The organism is Rhodanobacter sp. GW835-FHT13D09, from assembly GCF_058793995.1.
The window spans coordinates 94,054-116,471 of record NZ_JBXAGL010000005.1 but is presented as its reverse complement, the minus strand read 5'-3'; the positions used below and the strand labels follow the sequence as shown (position 1 = coordinate 116,471).

General features: G+C 69.0%; 11 protein-coding genes and 1 pseudogene. 4 read left to right on the top strand and 8 right to left on the bottom strand.

Features of this window, described 5'->3' with window-relative positions; all coding sequences use genetic code 11:
* The first annotated feature begins 51 nt into the window (after nucleotides 1-51).
* Nucleotides 52-3,531, top strand: coding sequence for a PAS domain-containing hybrid sensor histidine kinase/response regulator (locus AC1Q5A_RS09120; protein ID WP_492700367.1), 3,480 nt, complete (start codon nucleotides 52-54; stop codon nucleotides 3,529-3,531).
* Nucleotides 3,532-3,538: 7 nt separating this feature from the next.
* Here the strand turns inward: AC1Q5A_RS09120 and AC1Q5A_RS09115 are convergent, their stop codons facing one another.
* The 4 genes from AC1Q5A_RS09115 to acs form a co-directional block, all read right to left on the bottom strand.
* Nucleotides 3,539-5,002, bottom strand: coding sequence for a glutamate synthase subunit beta (locus AC1Q5A_RS09115; RefSeq protein WP_492700365.1), 1,464 nt, complete (start codon nucleotides 5,000-5,002; stop codon nucleotides 3,539-3,541).
* A gap of 19 nt (nucleotides 5,003-5,021) precedes the next feature.
* Entirely contained in the window at nucleotides 5,022-9,725 is a 4,704-nt protein-coding gene (locus AC1Q5A_RS09110; protein ID WP_492700363.1) for a glutamate synthase-related protein, read from the bottom strand.
* 182 nt (nucleotides 9,726-9,907) lie between these two features.
* Nucleotides 9,908-10,579 (bottom strand): response regulator transcription factor, encoded by a 672-nt coding sequence (locus AC1Q5A_RS09105; RefSeq protein WP_492700361.1) that lies wholly within the window; start codon nucleotides 10,577-10,579, stop codon nucleotides 9,908-9,910.
* Between the two features lie 124 nt (nucleotides 10,580-10,703).
* Entirely contained in the window at nucleotides 10,704-12,644 is a 1,941-nt protein-coding gene (gene acs, locus AC1Q5A_RS09100) for an acetate--CoA ligase (RefSeq protein WP_492700359.1), read from the bottom strand.
* 221 nt (nucleotides 12,645-12,865) lie between these two features.
* On the opposite strand from acs, the gene AC1Q5A_RS09095 reads away from it, so the two are divergent.
* Nucleotides 12,866-14,242, top strand: a complete 1,377-nt coding sequence (locus AC1Q5A_RS09095) for a hypothetical protein (protein WP_492700357.1) — start codon at nucleotides 12,866-12,868, stop codon at nucleotides 14,240-14,242.
* 157 nt (nucleotides 14,243-14,399) lie between these two features.
* Nucleotides 14,400-16,070, top strand: coding sequence for an MFS transporter (locus tag AC1Q5A_RS09090; RefSeq protein WP_492700355.1), 1,671 nt, complete (start codon nucleotides 14,400-14,402; stop codon nucleotides 16,068-16,070).
* Nucleotides 16,071-16,291: 221 nt separating this feature from the next.
* Here the strand turns inward: AC1Q5A_RS09090 and AC1Q5A_RS09085 are convergent, their stop codons facing one another.
* Complete coding sequence (locus AC1Q5A_RS09085; protein WP_492700354.1) at nucleotides 16,292-16,531, bottom strand: hypothetical protein; 240 nt, start codon at nucleotides 16,529-16,531, stop codon at nucleotides 16,292-16,294.
* A gap of 145 nt (nucleotides 16,532-16,676) precedes the next feature.
* On the opposite strand from AC1Q5A_RS09085, the pseudogene AC1Q5A_RS09080 reads away from it, so the two are divergent.
* A pseudogene (locus tag AC1Q5A_RS09080) lies at nucleotides 16,677-17,793 on the top strand (PA0069 family radical SAM protein).
* Between the two features lie 34 nt (nucleotides 17,794-17,827).
* On the opposite strand, the gene yjjJ reads toward AC1Q5A_RS09080, so the two are convergent.
* The 3 genes from yjjJ to AC1Q5A_RS09065 all read right to left on the bottom strand — a co-directional run bounded on the left by yjjJ (nucleotide 17,828) and on the right by AC1Q5A_RS09065 (nucleotide 22,355).
* Nucleotides 17,828-19,201: a type II toxin-antitoxin system HipA family toxin YjjJ gene (gene yjjJ / locus AC1Q5A_RS09075; protein ID WP_492700352.1), complete on the bottom strand. Its 1,374-nt coding sequence runs from the start codon at nucleotides 19,199-19,201 to the stop codon at nucleotides 17,828-17,830.
* 98 nt (nucleotides 19,202-19,299) lie between these two features.
* Nucleotides 19,300-21,366 (bottom strand): S9 family peptidase, encoded by a 2,067-nt coding sequence (locus AC1Q5A_RS09070; RefSeq protein WP_492700350.1) that lies wholly within the window; start codon nucleotides 21,364-21,366, stop codon nucleotides 19,300-19,302.
* An 86-nt stretch (nucleotides 21,367-21,452) separates the two neighbouring features.
* Nucleotides 21,453-22,355: a patatin-like phospholipase family protein gene (locus tag AC1Q5A_RS09065; RefSeq protein ID WP_492700348.1), complete on the bottom strand. Its 903-nt coding sequence runs from the start codon at nucleotides 22,353-22,355 to the stop codon at nucleotides 21,453-21,455.
* Nucleotides 22,356-22,418: the final 63 nt, after the last annotated feature.

Genomic DNA, 22,418 nt, shown 5'->3' with positions numbered 1-22,418 from the left:
CGGGCCTGCGCCGTACGGAAACGGGTTCGAGTAAGTAAGAGGGGTGATGCATTGATCCAGGGCTGGCTGCTGCTGCTGGTGTCGCTGCTGTATGTCGGGCTGCTGTTCGTGGTGGCCTATGCCGGCGACCGGCGGCCGCTGTATCCGCGCCAGCCGCGGCTGCGCCCGATCGTCTACAGTCTCGCGCTGGCGGTGTACTGCTCGTCGTGGACGTTCTACGGCGCCGTCGGCACGGCCGCGCGCGACGGCCTGGCGTACCTGCCGATCTATCTCGGTCCGATCCTGCTGTACGTGCTCGGCTTCGGTCTGCTGCGCCGGCTGGTGCAGGTGGTGAGACAGCGCAACATCACCTCGATCGCGGACTTCATCGGCGCGCGCTTCGGCAAGTCGCACGGCCTGGCCGCGCTGGTGGCGGTGATCGCAGTGGTCGCGGTGGTGCCGTACATCGCGCTGCAGTTCAAGGCGGTGGCCATGTCGTTCGGCGTGCTGGGCGGAACCGCTCTGGGCGCGGTCAGGACCGGCGGTATCGACAGCGCGATGTGGTGCGCGGCGCTGCTGGCGGTGTTCGCGATCCTGTTCGGCACGCGCAGCATCGACGCCACCGAGCATCACCACGGCATGATGCTGGCGATCGCACTGGAGTCGCTGATCAAGCTGCTGGCGTTCGTGGCCCTGGCCGGCTACGCGTTGTGGCGTGGGCCGGGACTGGCCGACACGATGCAGCTGCCGCTTGATCTGCTGGGCCATGGGGCGCCGCCAGGCTTCCTCGCGCAGACCATGCTGGCGTTCTGTGCGATGTTCTGCCTGCCGCGGCAGTTCCAGATCGGCATGGTCGAGTGCGAGGACGCCGGCGACCTCCGCCGCGCGCGCTGGATGGTGCCGCTGTATCTGGTCATCGTCAGCGTGGCGGTGCTGCCGATCGTGGCGGCCGGCATGCGCATGCCGATGCTGCACCAGGGCGGCGCCGATGCGTGGGTGCTGACCCTGCCGATGGCGCATGGCGACCGCGGCGTGGCGCTGTTGGCCTTCATCGGCGGCTTCTCGGCGGCCACCGGCATGGTGATCGTGGCTTCGGTGGCGCTGTCGACGATGATGAGCAACGACCTGGCGATGCCTGCGCTGCTGCGCATCCGCCGGCTGCGGCTGGAGCAGCGCAGCGACCTGTCGCAGCTGGTGCTGGGCGTGCGCCGGATCGCGATCATCGTGCTGGCGCTGATGGCCTACGCCTACTACCGGGTGGCCGCGAACGCGGAGAACCTGGCCGCCACCGGCCTGCTCGCGTTTGCCGCGGTGGCGCAGTTCGCGCCCGCGCTGATCGCCGCGCTGTACTGGCGCGGCGCCAGCCGCCGCGGCGTGGCGACGGGTCTGCTCGGCGGTTTCGCGGTGTGGCTGTATACCTTGCTGCTGCCGGCGGTGGTGCGCTCGGAGCAATGGCTGCGCGATGGTCTGTTCGGCTGGGACTGGCTGCGCCCGCACGCGTTGTTCTACCTCAGCGGATGGGATCCGGTGATGCATGGCACGTTCTGGTCGCTGCTGGTCAACGCCGGCTGCCTGGTGTTCGTCTCGCTGCGCTTCCGGCCTAGCCTGGAGGAGCGCCTGCACGCGGCGGTGTTCATGGACGCCGACCCGGCCAGCCGCGGCGGCGCCGGCGACTGGCGGGGCCGTGTGGCGGTGGCCGACCTGCGCACTATCGCCGAGCGCATCGTGGGCGAGCGCAGCAGCGTGCGCGCGTTCGACGAGTATGCGCAGCGGCGCGACAAGCCGCTGTTGCCGGGCGAGGCGGCCGACCGCGCGCTGATCCAGTACACCGAGCGGCTGCTCGCCTCGGCGGTGGGTGCGGCCAACGCGCGGCGGATCCTGATCAGCGCGCTGTCCGGCAGCGGCCTGGACCTGGCCGAGTCGGTGGCGCTGCTGGACGAGGCTTCGCAGGAACTTCGCTTCAACCGTGAACTGCTCTCCACCACGCTGGAGAACGTCTCGCAGGGCATCAGCGTGGTCGATGCGCAGATGCGGCTGGTGGCGTGGAACCGACGCTACCTGGAGCTGTTTGAATATCCCGACGGCATGGTCCACGTGGGCGTGCCGGTGGCGGAGCTGATCCGCTGGAACGCTGAGCGCGGCGAATGCGGGCCGGGCGAGGTCGAGGCACACGTGGCCAAGCGCATCCAGTACATGCGCGCCGGCTCGCCGCACCTGTTCCAGCGCGTGCGCCCCGACGGCACGGTGATCGAGATGCGCGGCCGCGCACTGCCCGGCGGCGGCTACGTCACCACCTACACCGACGTTACCGCGTACAAGCACGCCGAGCAGGCGCTGATCGAGGTGAACGAGACGCTGGAGCAGCGCGTCGAGCAGCGTACCGCCGAGTTGTCCGAGGCGCTGGCCGCCACCGCGCAGGCGCGTCGCGCGGCGGAAACGGCGAATATCTCCAAGACGCGCTTCCTCGCCGCCGCCAGCCACGACCTGCTGCAGCCACTGAACGCGGCGCGCCTGTTCACCTCGGCACTGCGCCAGCATTCCGGGCTGGACGCCGAGGCGAGCGGGCTGGCCGAGCGCATCGACGCCTCGTTCCGTGCTGCCGAGGACCTGCTCGACGCGCTGCTCGATATCTCGCGGCTGGATGCCGGCCGCTACCAGCCCGAAGTCGGCGGCTTCGCGCTCGCCGAACTGTTTGATTCGCTGAAGGCGCAGTTCGCGGTGGTCGCGGAGCAGCGCGACCTGCGCCTGCGCGTGGTGCCGACCACTCTCGCCGTGCGCAGCGATCCGCAGCTGCTGCGCCGGATCCTGCAGAACCTCCTCTCCAACGCGCTGCGCTATACCAGCCGGGGCGGCGTGCTGCTGGGCGCGCGGCGGGTGGGCGGCGAGGTGCGCATCGAGGTGTGGGATTCCGGCCCCGGCATTGCGGCGGAGCAGCGCGCGCGCATCTTCGACGAGTTCCAGCGGCTGGAACACCCCTCGCCATGGGGCGAGAAGGGGCTGGGCCTGGGCCTGTCGATCTGCGACCGCCTCGCCGGCATGCTCGGCCACCGGCTCGACCTGCATTCACGGGTCGAGCACGGCAGCTGCTTCGCGGTAACCGTGCCACGCTGCGAGGCGGTGCCGGTGCGGCGTCAGCGGGTGGAGCGCGCCGGCCCGGACAAGCAATTGCCGCTGACCGTGCTGTGCCTGGACAACGACGCCAGCATCCTCGACGGCATGCGCGCCCTGCTCAGCCGCTGGGGCGTCGATTGCCGCACCGCGCTGGACGTGGTGCAGGCCCGCACCGAGCTGCGGCATGGGCCCGTCGACCTGATCCTGGCCGATTACCACCTCGCCGACGGCGTCGACGGCCTGCAGGCGTTGCAGCAGCTGCGCGACGCGCTGGGCGAGCTGCCGCCGGTGGCGATGATCACCGCCGACGGCAGCAGCGAACTGAAGCAGCGCGCGCGGGCGAGCGGCTACCCGGTACTGCACAAGCCGGTGCGCCCGGCCGCGCTGCGTGCGCTGCTGACCGCGCTGGCGCGACGGCAGGGCGAGGACCGCCCTGCCTGAGCCGTGATCAGCGCGGCAGGCTGGAGTGGCCCATCAGGAACTCGTCCACCGCGTGCGCGCACTGGCGCCCTTCGCGGATCGCCCAGACCACCAGCGACTGGCCGCGGCGCATGTCGCCGGCGGCGAATACCTTGTCCACACTGGTGCGATAGCCGCCGTGCGCCTCGGTGCCGGCCCTGGCGTTGCCGCGGGCATCCTTCACCACGCCGAACGCATCGAGCACGCCCTGCGCAGGCGCGACGAAGCCCATGGCCAGCAGCACCAGGTCCGCCTGGATCTCGAACTCGCTGCCGGCCACCTCGTGCATCTTGCCGTCCTTCCACTCCAGCCGGACGGCGGTCAGGCTCTTGACCCGGCCCTTGCCGTCGTCATTGAAGCACTTGGTGGCCACCGCCCAGTCGCGCTGGCAGCCTTCCTCGTGCGAGCTGGAGGTGCGCAGGCGGATTGGCCAGTACGGCCACACCAGCGGCTTGTCCTCCTGCCGGGGCGGCTGCGGCAACAGCTCGAACTGGGTCACCGCCACGGCGCCCTGGCGGTTCGAGGTGCCCACGCAGTCGGAGCCGGTGTCGCCGCCGCCGATGACGACCACCTGCTTGCCGGTGGCGAGCAGCTGGTCCTGCAGCACGTCACCGGCCACCACGCGGTTCGCCTGCGGCAGGAACTCCATCGCGAAATGCACGCCCTGCAGCGCGCGACCGGGCACCGGCAGGTCGCGCGGGGTTTCCGCGCCGCCGGTGAGCACCACCGCGTCGTATTCCTGCCGCAGCTGTTCCGGCGCGATCACGCGGGGGTTGCCGTGCTGCCCGGCGTCGGCCGCGGCGCCGACGAACACGCCGGTGCGGAACTGCACGCCTTCGCCGCGCATCTGCTCCAGGCGCCGGTCGATGTGGCCCTTGTCCAACTTGAAGTCGGGGATGCCGTAGCGCAGCAGGCCGCCGAGGCGGTCGTTCTTCTCGAACACCGTCACCGCGTGGCCGGCGCGGGCCAGCTGTTGCGCGGCGGCCAGCCCGGCCGGGCCGGAGCCGACCACGGCCACCTTCCAGCCGGTCCTGCGTGCGGCCGGCTGCGCCACCACCCACCCTTCCTCCCACGCCTTGTCGATGATTTTGTGCTCGATCGACTTGATGCCCACCGCGTCGTCGTTGATGTTCAGCGTGCAGGCCGCCTCGCACGGGGCGGGACAGACGCGGCCGGTGAACTCGGGAAAGTTGTTGGTCGAATGCAGCACGTCGATCGCGCGCTTCCAGTCCTGCCGGTACACCAGGTCGTTGAAGTCCGGGATGATGTTGTTGACCGGGCAGCCGTTGTGGCAGAACGGCACGCCGCAGTCCATGCAGCGCGCCGCCTGGGTCTTCGCCTGTTCGTCGTCCAGGTGCTCGGTGAATTCGCGCCAGTGCTTCTTGCGCTGCGCGGGCGCCTCGCTGGTCTCCTGCAGGCGCGGGTATTCGAGAAAGCCGGTGATCTTGCCCATCTGTGCGTTTCCCCTGGACTCAGGCCGTGGCCTTCTCGATGGATGCGGCCGCGGTCTCCCGCGGCGGTTGGGCCAGCGCGCGCTTGTACTCGTGCGGCATCACCTTGACGAAATGCGTGCGCGCATTGCTCCAGTCATGCAGGATCGACTTGGCGCGGAAACTGCCGGTGTAGCGGAAATGCGCCTCGACCAGCCGGCGCAGGATCGCCTCATCAGTCTCGCCGGGCGCACCGCGGGTGACGGGATGCCACAGTGCCCGCGGCACCCGCAGTTCCTGCTCGACGCCGGAGAGCAGCGGTTCCAGGCCGACCATGGCGAGGTTGCAGCGTGACTGGAAGCGCAACTCGGGATCGTAGACGTAGGCCACCCCGCCGGACATGCCGGCGGCGAAATTGCGGCCTGTTTCGCCGAGCAGGACCACGGTGCCGCCGGTCATGTATTCGCAGCCGTGGTCGCCGACGCCCTCCACCACGGCGGTGGCGCCGGAGTTGCGCACGGCGAAGCGCTCGCCGGCGACGCCGTTGAAGTAGGCCTCGCCTTCGGTGGCGCCGTACAGCACCGTGTTGCCGGCGATGATGTGCTCCGGGCCGAAGCCGTGGAAGTCGTTCGGCGAGCGCACGATGATGCGTCCGCCGGACAGGCCCTTGCCCACGTAGTCGTTTGCCTCGCCGACCAGGTCGAGCGTGATGCCGCGGGCCAGGAACGCGCCGAAGCTCTGTCCGGCGGTGCCGTCCATCTGGATGTGGATGCTGTCGTCGGGCAGGCCGGCGTGGCCGTGGCGGCGCGCCACCTCGCCGGAAAGCATGGTGCCCACGGTACGGTTGACGTTGCGCACGCCGACGATGAAGCTGGTGCGTTCGCCATGCTCCAGCGCGGGCCGGGCTTTCTCGATCAGGGCGTGGTCGAGCGCCTTGCCGGCCTTGTCGAGACCGTGCTCCTGTGCGGCCACGTGCCGCCGCGCTACCGCCGCCGGCACTTCGGGGCGGTGGAACACGCGGCTGAAGTCCAGTCCGCGTGCTTTCCAGTGCGCGATGCCCTGGCGGAGGTCGAGCAGATCGGCGCGGCCGACCAGCTCGTCGAAGCGGCGGATGCCCAGCTGCGCCATGATCCGGCGCGCTTCCTCGGCCACGAAGAAGAAGTAGTTCACCACGTGCTCTGGCTTGCCGCTGAACTTCCGGCGCAGCACCGGATCCTGCGTGGCCACGCCGGTGGGGCAGGTGTTGAGGTGGCACTTGCGCATCATGATGCAGCCTTCCACCACCAGCGGCGCGGTGGCGAAGCCGAATTCGTCGGCGCCGAGCAGGGCGCCGATCACCACGTCGCGGCCGGTCTTCATCTGGCCGTCCGCCTGTACCCGGATGCGGCCGCGCAGGCGGTTCAGCACCAGGGTCTGCTGCGTTTCGGCCAGGCCCAGCTCCCATGGCGTGCCGGCATGCTTGATCGACGACCACGGCGAGGCGCCGGTGCCGCCGTCATGGCCGGCGATCACCACATGGTCGGCCTTGGCCTTGGCCACGCCGGCTGCCACCGTGCCCACGCCCACCTCGGACACCAGCTTCACCGAGATCGACGCCTGTGGGTTGCAGTTCTTCAGGTCGTGGATGAGCTGGGCCAGGTCCTCGATCGAGTAGATGTCGTGGTGCGGCGGCGGCGAGATCAGGCCCACGCCGGGCACCGAGAAGCGCAGCCGGGCGATGTAGTCGGAGACCTTGTGGCCGGGCAGCTGGCCGCCTTCGCCGGGCTTGGCGCCCTGAGCGATCTTGATCTGGATCTGGTCGGCCGAGACCAGGTAGGCCGCGGTGACGCCGAAGCGGCCGGAGGCCACCTGCTTGATCCGCGAACGCAGCGAGTCGCCGGCCTGCAGTTCGAGGTCGCGCTCGATGTGCGCTTCGCCGAGCAGGCCGGCGACGGTGTCGCCCTGCTTGATCGCCACGCCACGCAGCTCGCCCTGGTAGCGCGCCTCGTCCTCGCCGCCCTCGCCGGTGTTGGACTTGCCGCCGATGCGGTTCATCGCGATGGCGAGGGTGGTGTGCGCCTCGGTCGAGATCGAGCCCAGCGACATTGCGCCGGTGACGAAGCGCTTGACGATCTCGCCGGCCGGTTCCACCTCGTCCAGCGGAATGGCGGCGGCCGGATCGGCGCGGAACTCGAACAGCCCGCGCAGCGTCATCAGCCGCCGGCTCTGTTCGTTGACCAGCTGCGAATACTCCTGGTAGGTCTGCGCGTTGTTGGCGCGGGTGGCGTGCTGCAGCTTGGCCACCATGTCCGGCGTCCACATGTGCTCCTCGCCGCGCACGCGCCAGGCGTACTCGCCGCCCGCGTCCAGCGCGTCGGCCAGCACCGGGTCGTCGCCATAGGCGGCGGCGTGCAGGCGCAGTGCTTCCTCGGCCACCTCGAACAGGCCGATGCCCTCGATGTTGGAGGTGGTGCCGGTGAAGTACTTGTCCACCAGCTCGCGGTTCAGGCCCACCGCCTCGAAGATCTGCGCGCCGGTGTAGGACATGTAGGTGGAGATGCCCATCTTGGACATCACCTTCTGCAGGCCCTTGTCGATCGCCTTGACGTAGTTGCGGATCGCCTTGTCCGGCGCGATCCCGTCGCCGGCAGCGGCGAAGTGCTGCGCCAGCACTTCCATCGCCAGGTAGGGGTGGATCGCCTCGGCGCCGTAGCCGGCGAGCAGGGCGAAGTGGTGCACCTCGCGCGCCGAGCCGGTCTCCACCACCAGGCCGGTGCTGGTGCGCAGGCCCTTGGTGACCAGGTGCTGGTGCACCGCCGAGGTAGCCAGCAGGGCGGGGATCGCCACGCGCTCGCGGTCGCTGCGCCGGTCGGACACGATCAGGATGTTGTGGCCCTGGCGGATCGCGTCGGTGGCCTGCGCGCACAGCGAGGCGAGGCGCGCCTCGATGCCTGCCTTGCCCCAGGTCGCCGGGTAGGTGATGTCCAGCTCGAAGCTGCGGAACTTGCCCTTGGAGTAGCGCCCGATCTTGCGGATCTTGGCCATCTCGGCGAAGTCCAGCACCGGCTGGGCCACCTCCAGCCGCAGCGGCGGGTTGATGTTGTTGATGTCCAGCAGGTTGGGCTTGGGCCCGATGAAGGACACCAGCGACATCACCAGCTGTTCACGGATCGGATCGATCGACGGGTTGGTGACCTGCGCGAACAACTGGCGGAAATAGCTGTACAGCGGCTTGCTGCGCTCCGACAGCACCGCCAGCGGCGAATCGTTGCCCATCGCGCCGATCGCCTCCTCGCCGGCCTGCGCCATTGGCAGCAGCTGGAACCTGAGGTCTTCCTGGGTGTAGCCGAAGGCCTGCTGGCGGTCGAGCAGGCTGTCGACGGCATGCGATTCGGCACGCGGCTCCGGCAGCGCGTCCAGCTTGATCCGGATGTGCTCGATCCACTGCTTGTACGGCCGGGCGTTGGCCAGCTGGTCCTTCAGTTCCTTGTCGTCGATGATGCGGCCCGCTTCCATGTCGATCAGCAGCATCCGGCCCGGCTGCAGCCGCCATTTCTTCACGATGCGCGACTCGGCGACCGGCAGCACGCCGGCCTCGGAGGCCAGGATCACCAGGCCGTCGTCGGTGATCAGGTAGCGCGCCGGGCGCAGGCCGTTGCGGTCGAGCGTGGCGCCGACCTGGCGGCCGTCAGTGAAGGCGATCGCGGCGGGGCCGTCCCACGGCTCCATCATCGCGGCGTGGTATTCGTAGAACGCGCGGCGGTTGTCGTCCATCAGCGTGTGGCGTTCCCATGCCTCGGGAATCATCATCATCATCGCGTGCGACAGCGGGTAGCCCGCCATGGTCAGCAGCTCGAGGCAGTTGTCGAATGAGGCGGTGTCGGACTGGCCGGGATAGATCAGCGGCCACAGCTTGGCCAGGTCGTCGCCGAGTACCGGCGAGGAGATCGCGCCGGTGCGCGCGTTGATCCAGTTCACGTTGCCCTTGACCGTGTTGATCTCGCCGTTGTGCGCGATCATGCGGTACGGGTGGGCCAGCTCCCACGCGGGGAAGGTGTTGGTGGAGAAGCGCTGGTGCACCAGCGCCAGCGCCGACACGGTGCGCGGGTCGGCCAGGTCGAGATAGTACTGGCCGACCTGGCCGGCCAGCAGCAGGCCCTTGTAGACCACCGTGCGGCTGGACATCGAGGGGACGAAGTATTCCTTGCCGTGCTTCAGGCTCAGCGCGCGGATCGCGTGGCTGGAGGTCTTGCGGATGACGTACAGCTTCCGCTCCAGCGCATCGGGCACCATCACGTCCGGCCCGCGCCCGATGAAGATCTGCCGCACCACCGGCTCGGTCGCCTTGACCGCCGGCGACATCGGCATTTCGGCATCGACACGCACGTCGCGCCAACCCAGTACCACCTGGCCTTCAGCCCGCACGGTGCGCTCCAGCTCCTGTTCGCAGGCCAGCCGCGAGGCGTGCTCCTTGGGCAGGAAGATCATGCCCACGCCGTACTCGCCCGGCGGCGGCAGCTGCACGCCTTGCTGCGCCATGTCCTCGCGGTAGAGCTGGTCGGGGATCTGGATCAGGATGCCGGCGCCGTCGCCCATCAGCGGATCGGCGCCGACCGCACCGCGGTGGTCCAGGTTGCGCAGGATCAGCAGGCCCTGCTGGACGATGTCATGGCTTTTCCGGCCCTTGATATGGGCGACGAAACCGACGCCGCAGGCGTCGTGTTCGTTGGACGGGTTGTACAAACCCTGTGCGTGCGGCTGAGCCATGTTCTCCACTCCCAGTATGGGGAGGATCGACTATAGTGCGCCGCAACAAAGGAAAGCAAGAAAATCAAATAGCCGTATATAAGGCTGTTTGATGCCAGGTGCCGGCGCCGCGGAACGATGGTGGACCCGCGCCGGGTCGGATGCCCGCCCCGCCGGCAGCTTCAGCGGCCGGCCCGGACGGTTCAGCCGGGGTCGGCCGGCATGGCCGGCAGGCCTTCCTGGTCGACCGCCAGCTGGCTGGCGATCAGCGCGACCTGGGTGCGGTTGTTGACCCCGAGCTTGCGCATGATCGCGGTCATGTGCGCCTTCACGGTGGCCTCGGAGACGCCCAGCTCCCACGCGATCTGCTTGTTCAGCAGGCCCTCGGCGATCATCGTCATCACGCGGAACTGCTGCGGCGTGAGCGCGGCGACCTGCGCGGCGGCAGCCGCTTCGTCGGGCCTGAGTTCGGCGGGATTGCCGAGCAGGGCCGGCGGCAGCCAGACGTCGCCGTCCAGCACGGCGCGGATCGCCGCCACGATGTCGGGGCCGGCGGTGGACTTGGGGATGTACGCCGAGGCGCCGTGCGCCAGTGCGCGGCGCGCCACCTGCGCCTCCTCGTGGCCGGACACCACGATGGTCGGCAGCCCCGGGTACTGGCCGCGGATATGCGCCAGCGCGGAATAGCCGCGCGCACCGGGCATGTGCAGGTCGAGCAGCAGCAATTCGGCGTCGGGGAACTGCTCGATCAGACCGAGCAGGGTGTGCACGCTGTCGGCAGCATGCACGCGCGCCTGCGGCAGCGCGGCCAGCACCGCGCGCTGCAGGGCGTCGCGGAACAGCGGATGGTCGTCGGCGATCAGGATGTCGGGCATGGCGTTCGAACCGTCACCCCGGCGAACGCCGGGGTCCAGTGACTTGCGCCCGAAAGGCGCTGGATGACCGGCGTCCGCCATTGAAAAGCGCTTCCGGCTTGCGCCGGAATGACGAAGAAAGGGCTCACTTGATCAGCCGCTCGTCCACCAGGTTCTTCACCACGCCGGGATCGGCCAGGGTGGTGATGTCGCCGAGCTGGTCGGGGAGGTTCTCGCCAATCTTGCGCAGGATCCGGCGCATGATCTTGCCCGAGCGGGTCTTCGGCAGGCCGGGCGCCCACTGCAGGTAGTCCGGCGTGGCGATCGGGCCGATCTCCTTGCGCACCCAGGCGATCAGTTCCTTGCGCAGCTCGTCGCTGCCGGTTTCGCCGGCGACCAGGGTGACGTAGGCGTAGATGCCCTGGCCCTTGATCTCGTGCGGGCAGCCGACCACGGCGGCCTCGGCCACCTTCGGGTGCGCCACCAGCGCGCTCTCCACCTCGGCGGTGCCGAGGCGGTGGCCGGACACGTTGATCACGTCGTCGACACGGCCGGTGATCCAGTAGTAGCCGTCCTCGTCGCGGCGCGCGCCGTCGCCCGAGAAATAGTTGCCGGGATAGGCGCTGAAGTAGGTGTCGATGAAGCGCTGGTGGTCGCCGTAGATGGTGCGCACCTGGCCGGGCCAGGAGTCGGTGATCAGCAGGTTGCCCTCGGCCACGCCTTCCAGCACCTGGCCGTCGGCGTCGACGATGGCCGGTTTGACGCCGAAGAACGGCAGCGTGGCCGAGCCGGGCTTGGTGGCGATCGCGCCGGGCAACGGCGAGATCATGATGCCGCCGGTCTCGGTCTGCCACCAGGTGTCGACGATCGGGCAGCGGCCCTCGCCCACCACGTGGTAATACCACTCCCACGCCTCCGGGTTGATCGGTTCGCCGACCGAGCCGAGCAGGCGCAGGCTGGCGCGCGATGTTTTCTTCACCGGGCCCTCGCCCTCGCGCATCAGCGCGCGGATCGCGGTGGGCGCGGTGTAGAACAGGCTGACCTTGTGCTTGTCGATCACCTGCCAGAAGCGGCTGTGGTCGGGATAGTTCGGCACGCCTTCGAACATCACCGTGGTGGCGCCGTTGCAGAGCGGGCCGTACACCACGTAGCTGTGGCCGGTGACCCAGCCGACATCGGCGGTGCACCAGTAGACGTCGTCCTCGCGCAGGTCGAACACCAGTTCGTGGGTGTAGCTGATGAACACCAGGTAGCCGCCGGTCGAGTGCTGCACGCCCTTCGGCTTGCCGGTGGAGCCGGAGGTGTACAGCACGAACAGCGGGTGCTCGGCCTCGACCGGGGTGGGCGCGCAGTCGGCCGACTGGCCTTCCATCAAGGTGTGCCAGTAGCGGTCGCGCGGCGACTGCATGTTCACCGCGCCGCCGGTGTGGCGCACCACGATCACGGTTTCCACGCTGTTGGTGCCGGGGCGCTCCAGCGCCGCGTCCACGTTGACCTTGAGCGGAATGTGCTTGCCGGCGCGCAGGCCTTCGTCGGCGGTGACCACCACCTTGGCCTGCGAGTCGGCGATGCGCCCGGCCAGCGAGTCGGGCGAGAAGCCGCCGAACACCACCGAGTGGGTGGCGCCGAGGCGGGCGCAGGCCAGCATCGCCACCGCCGCCTCCGGGATCATCGGCAGGTAGATCGCCACGCGGTCGCCCTTGGCCACGCCGAGGTGCTTCAGCGTGTTGGCGAACCTGCACACTTCAGCATGCAGCTCGCGGTAGGTGATCCGACGCGATACCTTCGGGTCGTCGCCCTCGAAGATGATCGCGACCTTGTCGCCGCGCTTCTCCAGGTGGCGGTCGAGGCAGTTCGCCGACACATTGAGTTCGCCATCCTCGTACCAGCGGATGTGCAGGTCGTCGCGCCTGAACGAGACGTCCTTGATCCGGGTCGGCGCGCGGGTCCAGTCCAGCCGCTGGCCGACGCGGCCCCAGAAGCCCTCGGGATCGCGCACCGACTCGGCGTAGAGGCGCGTGTAGTCGTCGTGGCGCAGGCGCGCGGCGGCGGCGAACGAGGGATCGACCGGGTAGAGCTTGGACATGGCTGGGCTCCTGCTGGCTGGGTGCCGGGAACGGCGAAGGAGGAAGCCGCGGCAGGCGATGGCGCCCGGCGGCATGCGGGTTTCGAGTGTAGCCCGATCGCTGCGGCGTCGGCTCCGCGGCGGCGTCTCGACTTTGGTCGAACTTCGACCAATGGCGAATAGTCGCCCGCGCTGCAGCATGGCCATGCTCGGCCCGTCATCGACCTTGGGGAGACGCACGCATGACGACGCGATACACGAACCGTTACAAGGCGCTTGCCCTGAGCATGGCCTGCGCGCTGGCACTGCCGCTGGCCGCGCATGCACAAAGCGACACGCGCGAACGGCAGCTCGAGCAGCGCGTGGCGCAGCTGGAGCAGCAGTTGAACGAGCTGAAGGCGATGATCAAGGCGCAGAAAGCCGCGCCGGCGCCACAAACTCCAGCCACGCAGAGCGTGGCCGCCGCCCCCGCGTCCACGCCGACCTTCAGCAGCGCACCCGGCGTGTCGGTTGCGCTGCACGGCTTCATCAGCGCCAGCGCGTTCAGCCAGAACAGGAGCTTCACCTACGGCAACGGCCAGAACGCGCTGTTCCCGATCCCCGGCTCGAAGGGTACGCTGTCCGGCGTCGACGTGCGCAACACGCGCTTCTGGCTCGATTTCAAGGGCGCCAAGTTCGCCGGTGACTGGAGTGGCGGCGGCCGCATCGAGATGGACTTCTTCGGCGGCTTCAACGGCACCGGCGCCTACAGCCAGCAGCAGGCGACGCCGCGCCTGCGCCAGGCCTACATGGACCTGACCAATCCCGAGACCGGTACCACGGTGCGCATCGGCCAGCAGTGGGACCTGATGTTCCCGATCGACAACTCGCCCACCTCGCTGGCGCACATCGCGTTCCCGCTGGGCTTCGGTTCCGGCTACGGCGGCTGGCGCTTCCCCGGTGTGGTGGTGATGCAGGACATCAACCACGGCAGCACCGGTGCGCAGTGGCGTTTCGACGTGGCGGCGTTCGAGGGCAACTGGAGCGGTCCCGGCAACAACATCAACTATCTCACTGCCGGCAATGCCGGTTTCCGGCCGCAGCTGGAGGCGCGGCTGCACGTGCAGGACAAGAACTGGCTAGCATATTTTGCCGCGCACTACAGCAAGGTCAACCTGCGCGGCGTAGAGGGCACGGCGCCCACGCCGATCCGTTCCGAAGTGACCAGCGTGGGCTACGAGGTCGGCGGCCAGTGGAAGCCCGGTCCGTGGACGTTCAAGGGGCTGGCCTACGCCGGCAACGGCCTCGGCGAGATCTTCGGCGCGATGTCGCAGTTCGGCGACATCAAGGAACGCGGCGGCTTCGTGCAGGCCGGCTACAGCTTCACGCCGAACTGGGCCGTGTACGCGTTCTACGCGTACAGCAAGCCCGACAGCCAGGACGTGATTACCTGGATGGGCCATGGTGCGACCGGCCTGCTGCGCAACCGCCAGGCCGCATTGAGCCTGCAGTACACCGCCGGCGCCTATGACCTCAGCGCCGAATGGATGCACGACAAGATCGACTCCACCAGCAACGGCACCAATCGCAAGACCACCACCGGCAATCAGGTCAGCCTCAACGCGCTGTATCGCTTCTGAGGTTCATGGCGGCGTGCCCCGGTACGCCGCCGCCCAACCTCCCGCGAAACCGGGAGGATGACGAGGCGCGGCCCGGGGCAAGGGACGGTCCGCGCCTTCCGACTTCTCCCCAGGGTTCCGGGCAGAGGCAATCCACTATTTCGGGAGGGGAAACATCATGGCCACCAATGCCATCGACGCCATCGGCAGCAATGCCGGCGACGCACTCGACGTCAACCACAAGCGGGTGATCCTGGCCTCCAGCCTGGGCACCGTGTTCGAGTGGTACGACTTCTACCTGTACGGCTCGCTCGCCGTGATCATCGGCCACCAGTTCTTCTCGGGCTTGAATGAAGCGAGCCAGCTGGTGTTCGCCCTGCTCGCGTTTGCCGCCGGCTTCGCGGTGCGCCCGTTCGGTGCGCTGGTGTTCGGCCGGGTCGGCGACCTGGTCGGGCGCAAGTACACCTTCCTGATCACCATCGTGATCATGGGCCTGTCCACCTTCTTCGTGGGCCTGCTGCCCAGTTACGGCTCGATCGGCATGGCCGCGCCGGTCATCCTGATCGCGTTGCGCATGCTGCAGGGCCTGGCGCTCGGCGGCGAGTACGGCGGCGCTGCCACCTATGTGGCCGAACACGCACCGAAGGGCAAGCGCGGCCTGTACACCAGCTTCATCCAGATCACCGCCACCTTCGGCCTGTTCCTGTCACTGCTGGTGATCCTGGGCTGCAAGTGGATGCTCGGCGGCAAGTTTGACGACTGGGGCTGGCGCGTGCCGTTCCTGCTGTCCTCGCTGCTGCTGGCGGTGTCGGTCTACATCCGCCTGCAACTGGCCGAGTCGCCGGTGTTCAAGCAGATGAAGGAGGAGGGCAAGCAGTCGAAGGCACCGCTGACCGAGTCGTTCGCGCGCTGGGGCAACCTGAAGCTGGTGATCCTGGCCCTGCTCGGCGCCACCGCCGGCCAGGCCGTGGTGTGGTACTGCGGCCAGTTCTACGCGATGTACTTCCTCGGCAGCACGCTGAAGATCGATGCCACCACCACCCAGCTGATGATCGCCGCGGCACTGCTGATCGGCACGCCGTTCTTCGTGGTGTTCGGCTGGCTGTCGGACAGGATCGGGCGCAAGCCTGTCGTGCTGGCCGGCTGCCTGCTCGCCGCGCTGACCTATTTTCCGATCTTCAAGGCGATCACCCACTACGGCAACCCGGCGATCGAGGCGGCCAGCGTGACGGCACCGATACGGGTGCAGGCCGACCCCGCCGGCTGCAGCGTGCAGATCGACCTGATCGGCAAGAAGGTCTTCACCAGCTCCTGCGACGTGGCCAAGAGCTACCTGGCCAAGCGCGGCGTGCCGTACGAGAACGTGGTGGCAGCCGCGGGCACGCCGGCGGTGGTGACCATCGGCGGCCAGCAGTTCCCCTCGTTCGAGGGCGGGGCCCTGTCCAAGGCCGACTTCACCGCCCAGAGCAAGGCGTTCGGCGACGGCGTCGGCAAGGCGCTGGCCGCTGCCGGCTACCCGGCCAAGGCCGATCCGGCGCAGACCAACAAGCCGATGCTGGTGCTGCTGCTGACGATCCTGGTGCTCTACGTGACCATGGTCTACGGCCCGATCGCCGCGTGGCTGGTGGAGATGTTCCCCACCAGGATCCGCTACACCTCGATGAGCCTGCCGTACCACATCGGCAACGGCTGGTTCGGCGGCTTCCTGCCCTCGGTATCGTTCGGCATCGTGGCGGCCACCGGCAATTTCTACGCCGGCCTGTGGTATCCGGTGGTGATCGCGGCGATGACCTTCGTCATCGGCATGCTGTTCGTGCGCGAGACCAAGGACGTCGACCTCCACGACTGACCCACCGTGCGGCGTGGGTACCCGGAACGCAGCGGCATCAGCCGCTGCGTTTTTCGTCGTCGCCGACTGGCCGAGCGGCGATTCAGGCGCGCCCGATCAGGCCGATGACCGCCAGAAGGCGACGCACCGCGCGCGTTTCGCGGGTGCGTTCCCGATGACGGTGGCAGAGGTACCTGATGCGCGAGGCGATGGTCGCCGGGCCGGGGCTGCAGCGCGCCGGCCTAGCGCACGCTGCGGTCGTGCTTCAGCGGGTCCTTGCCTTCGCGCAGCCGCCTCAGGTCGTACTCGGACAGGCTGTCCTCGCGCGCGTTGCCGGTGATGCGCGCGTGCACGAAGGCCAGCGTGGTGGCGAAGATGCCGACCAGCCCGACCAGCAGCCAGAACCCCCAGGCGCCGGCACCGTGGCGGCTGAAGCACAGCACGAACGCGAACACGGTGAAGGCGAGCAGCAGCCAGCGCATGGGGAAGCCCCGACAGGTGGAAACGCGCCGCCGGAGGCGGCGGACGGCCGCATCATAGCGCCGCCGTCGTGCGTTCCGCGCGAGCCGGATCACGCCGCGCAAAGATGTCGCGACGGCTGAGACGTCGCCGCGCGAAACTGCCTCGATGGATAACTCTTCGCCGCCGCCGATCTCGCCGGAACAGCTTCCGGCGACACGGCCGTTCAAGGGCCGCGGCGCCGCCTCCAACCCGGAAGGCCGCTTCGAAAGCATCCGCCACCAGGCCGAGGATGACGGCTGGCAGAGTGCGCTGCTCGACGAGGTTGCGCCGCGCCCGCCGACCTGCGTCACCGAGGAACGCGCGAAGAGCGTGATCAGCCGCAACGACTCGCCGGACATCGCCTTCAGCCAGGCGATCAACCCGTACCGCGGTTGCGAGCTGCTGCATCTATTGCTTCGCGCGGCCCTCGCACAGCTACCTCAACCTGTCGCCCGGGCTGGACTTTGAGACCAGACTGCGCGCCAAGGGCAACTTCGCCGATGTGCTGCGCGCGGAACTGGCGAAACCGGGCTACGTGGTCAGCCCGATCAACATCGGCAGCAACACCGACCCCTACCAGCCGGTCGAGAAGCGCTGGCGGCTGACCCGCGCCGCGTTGGAGCTGCTGGCCGAATGCCGCCACCCGTGCACCATCGTCACCAAGAACGCGCTGGTCGAGCGCGACCTCGACATCCTTGCGCCGATGGCGCGCGAACGGCTGGTGCAGGTGTTCGTCTCGGTCAATTCGCTGGACAACCACCTTGCCGCCAAACTCGAACCGCGCGCCAGCGCGCCGCACCGGCGGATCCAGGCGATCCGCACGCTGGCGGCGGCCGGCGTGCCGGTCGGCGTGCTGGTGGCGCCGATCATCCCCGCGCTCAATGACCAGGACATGGAAGCGGTGATGGCGCAGGCCGCCGACGCCGGCGCGCGCTGCGCCGGCTACACCACGCTGCGCCTGCCGTACGAGCTGAAGGCGCTGTTCCGCGAATGGCTCGTGCTGCACGCGCCGCAGCGCGCCGGGCACGTGATGAGCCTGGTGCAGCAGATGAACGGCGGCCGTGACTACGACAGCAACTTCGCCACCCGCATGCGCGGCCAGGGCGTGTTCGCCGACCTGCTGCGCCGTCGCTTCGACGTCGCCTGCCGCAGGCACGGCTTCGGCCGCGCCCGCGAACTCGTGCTCGACACCTCGCGCTTCGTGCAGCCACGCAAGTTGTCGCCGCAGGGTGAATTGTTCTGAAGGCAGCGGTTGGCTGACCAGGCCGCCATGGCGCTTACCCGAACCGCTGGCGCAGGCGACCCAGCTGTATCCGATTGTCCTCGGCGATGCGGCGGAAGTCCGCGCCCAGTTGCGGGTGTTGCGCCACGCGCTGCCAGAACGCGGCGGCCAGCCCAGCGGCCCATTGCCAGTGTGCCATTGCGGCGGGCAGTGGCGATGGCGGCTGGTACTCGCGTGGTGGCAGGCTGCCATTGGCGGCTGGCCGGTACAGCATCGGCAGCATGTCGTAGCCAGGCGTCAGCTGCAGCGGCAAGCCATTGTCGAGGAAGAAGCCGAGGTTGCCGAAGTGCATGTCGGTGTTGCCGATCATCTGGCCGAACCACCAGCGCTGGCGGATCTGCTCGACGGCTTCATGATCCAGCCAGCCGCCGCGCTGCATGCGTTCGGCCGCGTTCGGCCAGTTGTCGCGCACGCCGTCATGCGCATCGCTCCACGACGCCAGCGAGACGAAACCGCGACGGCCATGGGTGCCGAGCCGGTCGAAGCGGGTTGATTCCAGGCAGAGTTGCCCCTGCGACCAGACCAGTTCATCGCGTGCGCCGGGGTGGCCGCGTTCGGCCAGCAACTGGCTGGCGAGGTATTCGCAGATCAGCAGGTCGGCCCAGCGCCGGGCCACCGGGTTGCCTTCAACCGGCTCGCTGAACTTCACGATGACATGGCGCAGCGAGCCACCGGCGTCTGCGACGCAGGCGGTGAACTTCGGCTGTTCGCCGGCAGCGGAGGAACCGGCCTGTTCGCCGGCCAGCGTGGCATGCGCCAGCGCGGCGTAACGCTTGGTCCGCTGCGCCGAGGGAATCGGTTCAGGCGTGGCGCGCAGGGCGTGGTCGAGTGCCTGCCCGCCGAGCACGAAATTGCCCGGCCCGTCCTCGCCGCGCAGTAGCAGGGCGGCGAGCACCGCGTCTTCGTTCCAGCGCAGGATGTCCGGATCCAGGCCAAGCTCGTGCGCGCAGCGCTGCCCGAACAGGCGACCGAGAAAGCCCTGTGGCCGCATGTCGTCGAGAAACCACGGCAGGCCGGGAAAGACGCCATCGTGGAACTCGTCGCGCAGCCAGTCGACCGGCTGTTCGGGGCGGACCAGGCAACCATTCCCATGCAGCGCGATCAGCTGGCCGAACGCCTGCGGCCGGCCATCGGCGTCGATGCGGTAGAGCGGCCAGCGATCGCCCAAACCGCGCACGTTGCGCGTGGCGGCGTAGCGCGAACGGCGTGCCTGTCCGATCCGCACCACCTGGTCGCCGGCTGCGGCCAGCCAGCGCGAAATGCTCGGTTGGCTGGCGCCAATGGCCAGCCCGAGTTCGCGCGCAGTGGCTAGCCGGCGCGCCCGCAGCGCGTCGATGAGATGTGCGGGCGATGGGCGCTGTCCAGCCATGATTTGAATAAATACATGAATAGATTAAATTATTCAAGTATCATTTATATCAACAACTTAAAAAGTATCATGGTGTCACCATGAATAGATAATCAAGGCTATCCCCCGCGGCCGTCGGCCGGCAGGTATTGCTGGAACCAGCCCAGCGCCCGCTGCAGCACGTCGCGCTGGTGGGCGGGGTCGACGAAGTGGTGGCCCTCGTTCGGGTACACCACCAGCGAGGTCGGCACGCCCTGCGCGCGCAGCGCGCGCCACATTTCGAACGACTGCGGCGCGGGGCATTCGGCGTCGCGGTCGCCCACCACGATCAGCATCGGCGTCTTCACCCGCTTGATGAAGTTGATCGCCGAACTCTTCGCGTACACCGCCGGGTCGTCGTAGACGCTGGCGCCGAAGAACGGCGGCATCCACTGGTCGATCAGGTTCTGGCCGTAGTAGCTCTGCCAGTTGGCGATGCCGGCGCCGGCCACCACGGCGCGGAAGCGCTGGGTCTGGGTGGGCGCGAACATGCTCATGAAGCCGCCGTAGCTCCAGCCGGTGAGGCCGAGCCGCTGGTCGTCCACCGGCAGCTTCTTCTCCACCGCGTCGACGCCGGCGAGGATGTCGCGCAGGTCGCCGTAGCCGAAGTCCTTGCGGTTCGCCTGCACGTACTGCTCGCCCTGGCCGAAGCTGCCGCGCGGGTTCGGCATGAACACGAAATAGCCCAGCGCGGACAGCGGCGCGCCGCCGTAACCGACGCCCGGCCAGCGCGGGATCACCGCGCTCGACGGGCCGCCGTGCACCACCACGATCATCGGGTAGCGCTTCTTCGCGTCGTAGTTCGCCGGATACAACAGCCAGCCCTGCACGCGGAAACCCTCGTTGTTCCATTCCACCGACTCGGCCCTGCCCCAGGCCGGCTTCAGCGCGGCGTTGAACGAGGTCACCGCCGGCGGCGGGGTACGGTCGAGCGCACCGGCATGCACTTCGGTGGCGGCCGCATACGAGCTTTGCAGGAACGCGATGCTCTTGAGATCGGCCGACAGCGACATCGCCATCGCGGCGCTGCCGTCGCCGATGCTGGCCGGCACGGTGAAGTGCACAGCTTGCTGCTGCGCGCGGTCGGCGCCGACGGCGTAATCGACCAGCTGGCTCTGGCCGTTGCTGACCTGGCTGACCAGCATCGAATGCGCTCCGCTCCAGCGCAGCCACGCCGGCGTGACGCGGATGCCCGGAGTGAGATTGACCAGCGTACCGCCGTTGGCCGGCACCGCGTAGATGTCGCCGCCGGTGGCGCCCTGGTCGCTCATCAGGCCGCCGATGAAGGCGATCCGCGTGGCGTCCGGCGACCAGCGCGGCAGCGCGATCTGCAGGCCGCGCAGCGAACCGCTGGCGGCGCTGGATGCATCGACGAGCACGCGGGCGACGGCATCCTGCCGCGCATCCTGCACATAGAGCTTCGCCACCCACCAGTTGTTGTCGCCCGGCGGCGGCGCGGCGGTGTAGGCGATGCGCGTGCCGTCCGGCGACCAGTCGAACTCGTACGCGTACATGCCGGCCGGCGTCAGCTCGCGCGGCGCGCCGCCGGCCAGGTCCAGGCTGGCCACGCGCTGTACTTCCAGCCCGCTCACGCCGATCTCGCCGGCGGCCGGCTTGGCCGCGGTCACCGCGCTGGCGTGGCGGGTGGCGCCGACCACGTAGAGGAAGCCGAGCGACCTGCCGTCGGCGGTCCACTGCAGTGAACTCACGTAGCCTTGCAGTTCGGCCAGCCGGGTTGGCATGCCGTTGCCGCGGGTATCGGCCAGGTAGATGGCGTTCCGCATCGCCTTCGTGCTGGTCAGGTCGACGCTGCAGTCGGACACGAACGCGAGGCGGCGCGAATCGGGCGCCCAGGCGATGCCGGATTCGGCGCATGCGCCCGGCGTGGCCGCGGCGCTCACGCGACGCGCATGGCGGCCGTCGGTATCGGCCAGCTCGATCGCCGGCTTGCCGTCACGCTCGATCACCCATGCCAGCTGTTTGCCGTCCGGCGAGATCGCCACCGCCTGGATCGACTGCGCCTTGCCCAGCTGGGTCAGCACCTGCCCGATGCGCGGGTCGGCCGTGGGGGTGGCGGCGAAGGCATGCGATGCCAGCACGAGGGCCAGGAGCGACAGGGAGGAGATCAGGCGCGAATGTTTCGGCATGAGGGGATTCCGGGCAGTGGAAGCCGCGACGCTACAACCCGGCATCGCGCGCGCCAAGTGCGGGCCGGCATGGGCGGCGGCGGCGCTCAGTGCGTGGCGGTGGCCGCCTGGCGCGATGCCGCCAGTGCGGCGAGCTTGGCGCGGATCGCGGGGATCGCCGCCAGCGCCGCTTTCTCGCCGGCCAGGATGGCCAGGTTCTTCCGTTCGAAATCGGTGGGGCCGATGCCGCGCAGCTGGGGCCGGATCACCACGTCCGCGCGCGCGCTTTCCTGCGCAGCCAGTTGCCGGCCCATGATGGTGATCGACTGGCCGACGATGCCCACCATGCCTTGCGGGTTGTTGCCGTCCGGGGCGGCGGAGATGTCCACCGCGATCACGAAGTCGGCGCCGAGCTGGCGCGCCGCATCGATCGGGATCGGGCTGACCACGCCGCCGTCGACGTAGTGCCTGCCGCGGATCTCCACCGGCTCGAACACGCCGGGAACGGCGGACGACGCGCGTACCGCGCGACCGGTGTCGCCGCGTACGAACACTGTGCGCTGGCCGGTCTCCAGCTCGGTGGCGACCGCGGCGAACGGCCGCTTCAGCTGTTCGATCGGCTGCTTGTGCAGCAGCTGGTTCACGTAATCCTGCAGCGCCTGACCCTGCACCAGTCCGCCGGAGAACAGCCGCACGTCGCGGATCTTCGCTTCGTCGAGGCCAAACGCGGTCTGCTGCAGCGCGAACGCGTCCATGCCGCCGGCGTACAGTGCGCCGACCACGCTGCCCGCGCTGGTGCCGGCGACCACGTCCGGATGGATGCCGCTGGCCTCCAGCATCTTGATCACGCCGATGTGCGCGAAGCCCTTCGCCGCGCCGCCGCCGAGCGCCAGGCCGATCCTCAGCGGCGCCGGCGGCGGTGCCACGGGCGGCGGCACGGGTTTGACGGCGTGCGTGCAGGCGCCCAGCGCGAGCGTGGCGAGCAGCGGCAGCAGGCGACGGAAGGGCATGGGTCGATATCGGCAGAAAGTTCAGATTCGGTTCCTCCCCCTGCGCAGCAGGGGGAGGTCAGG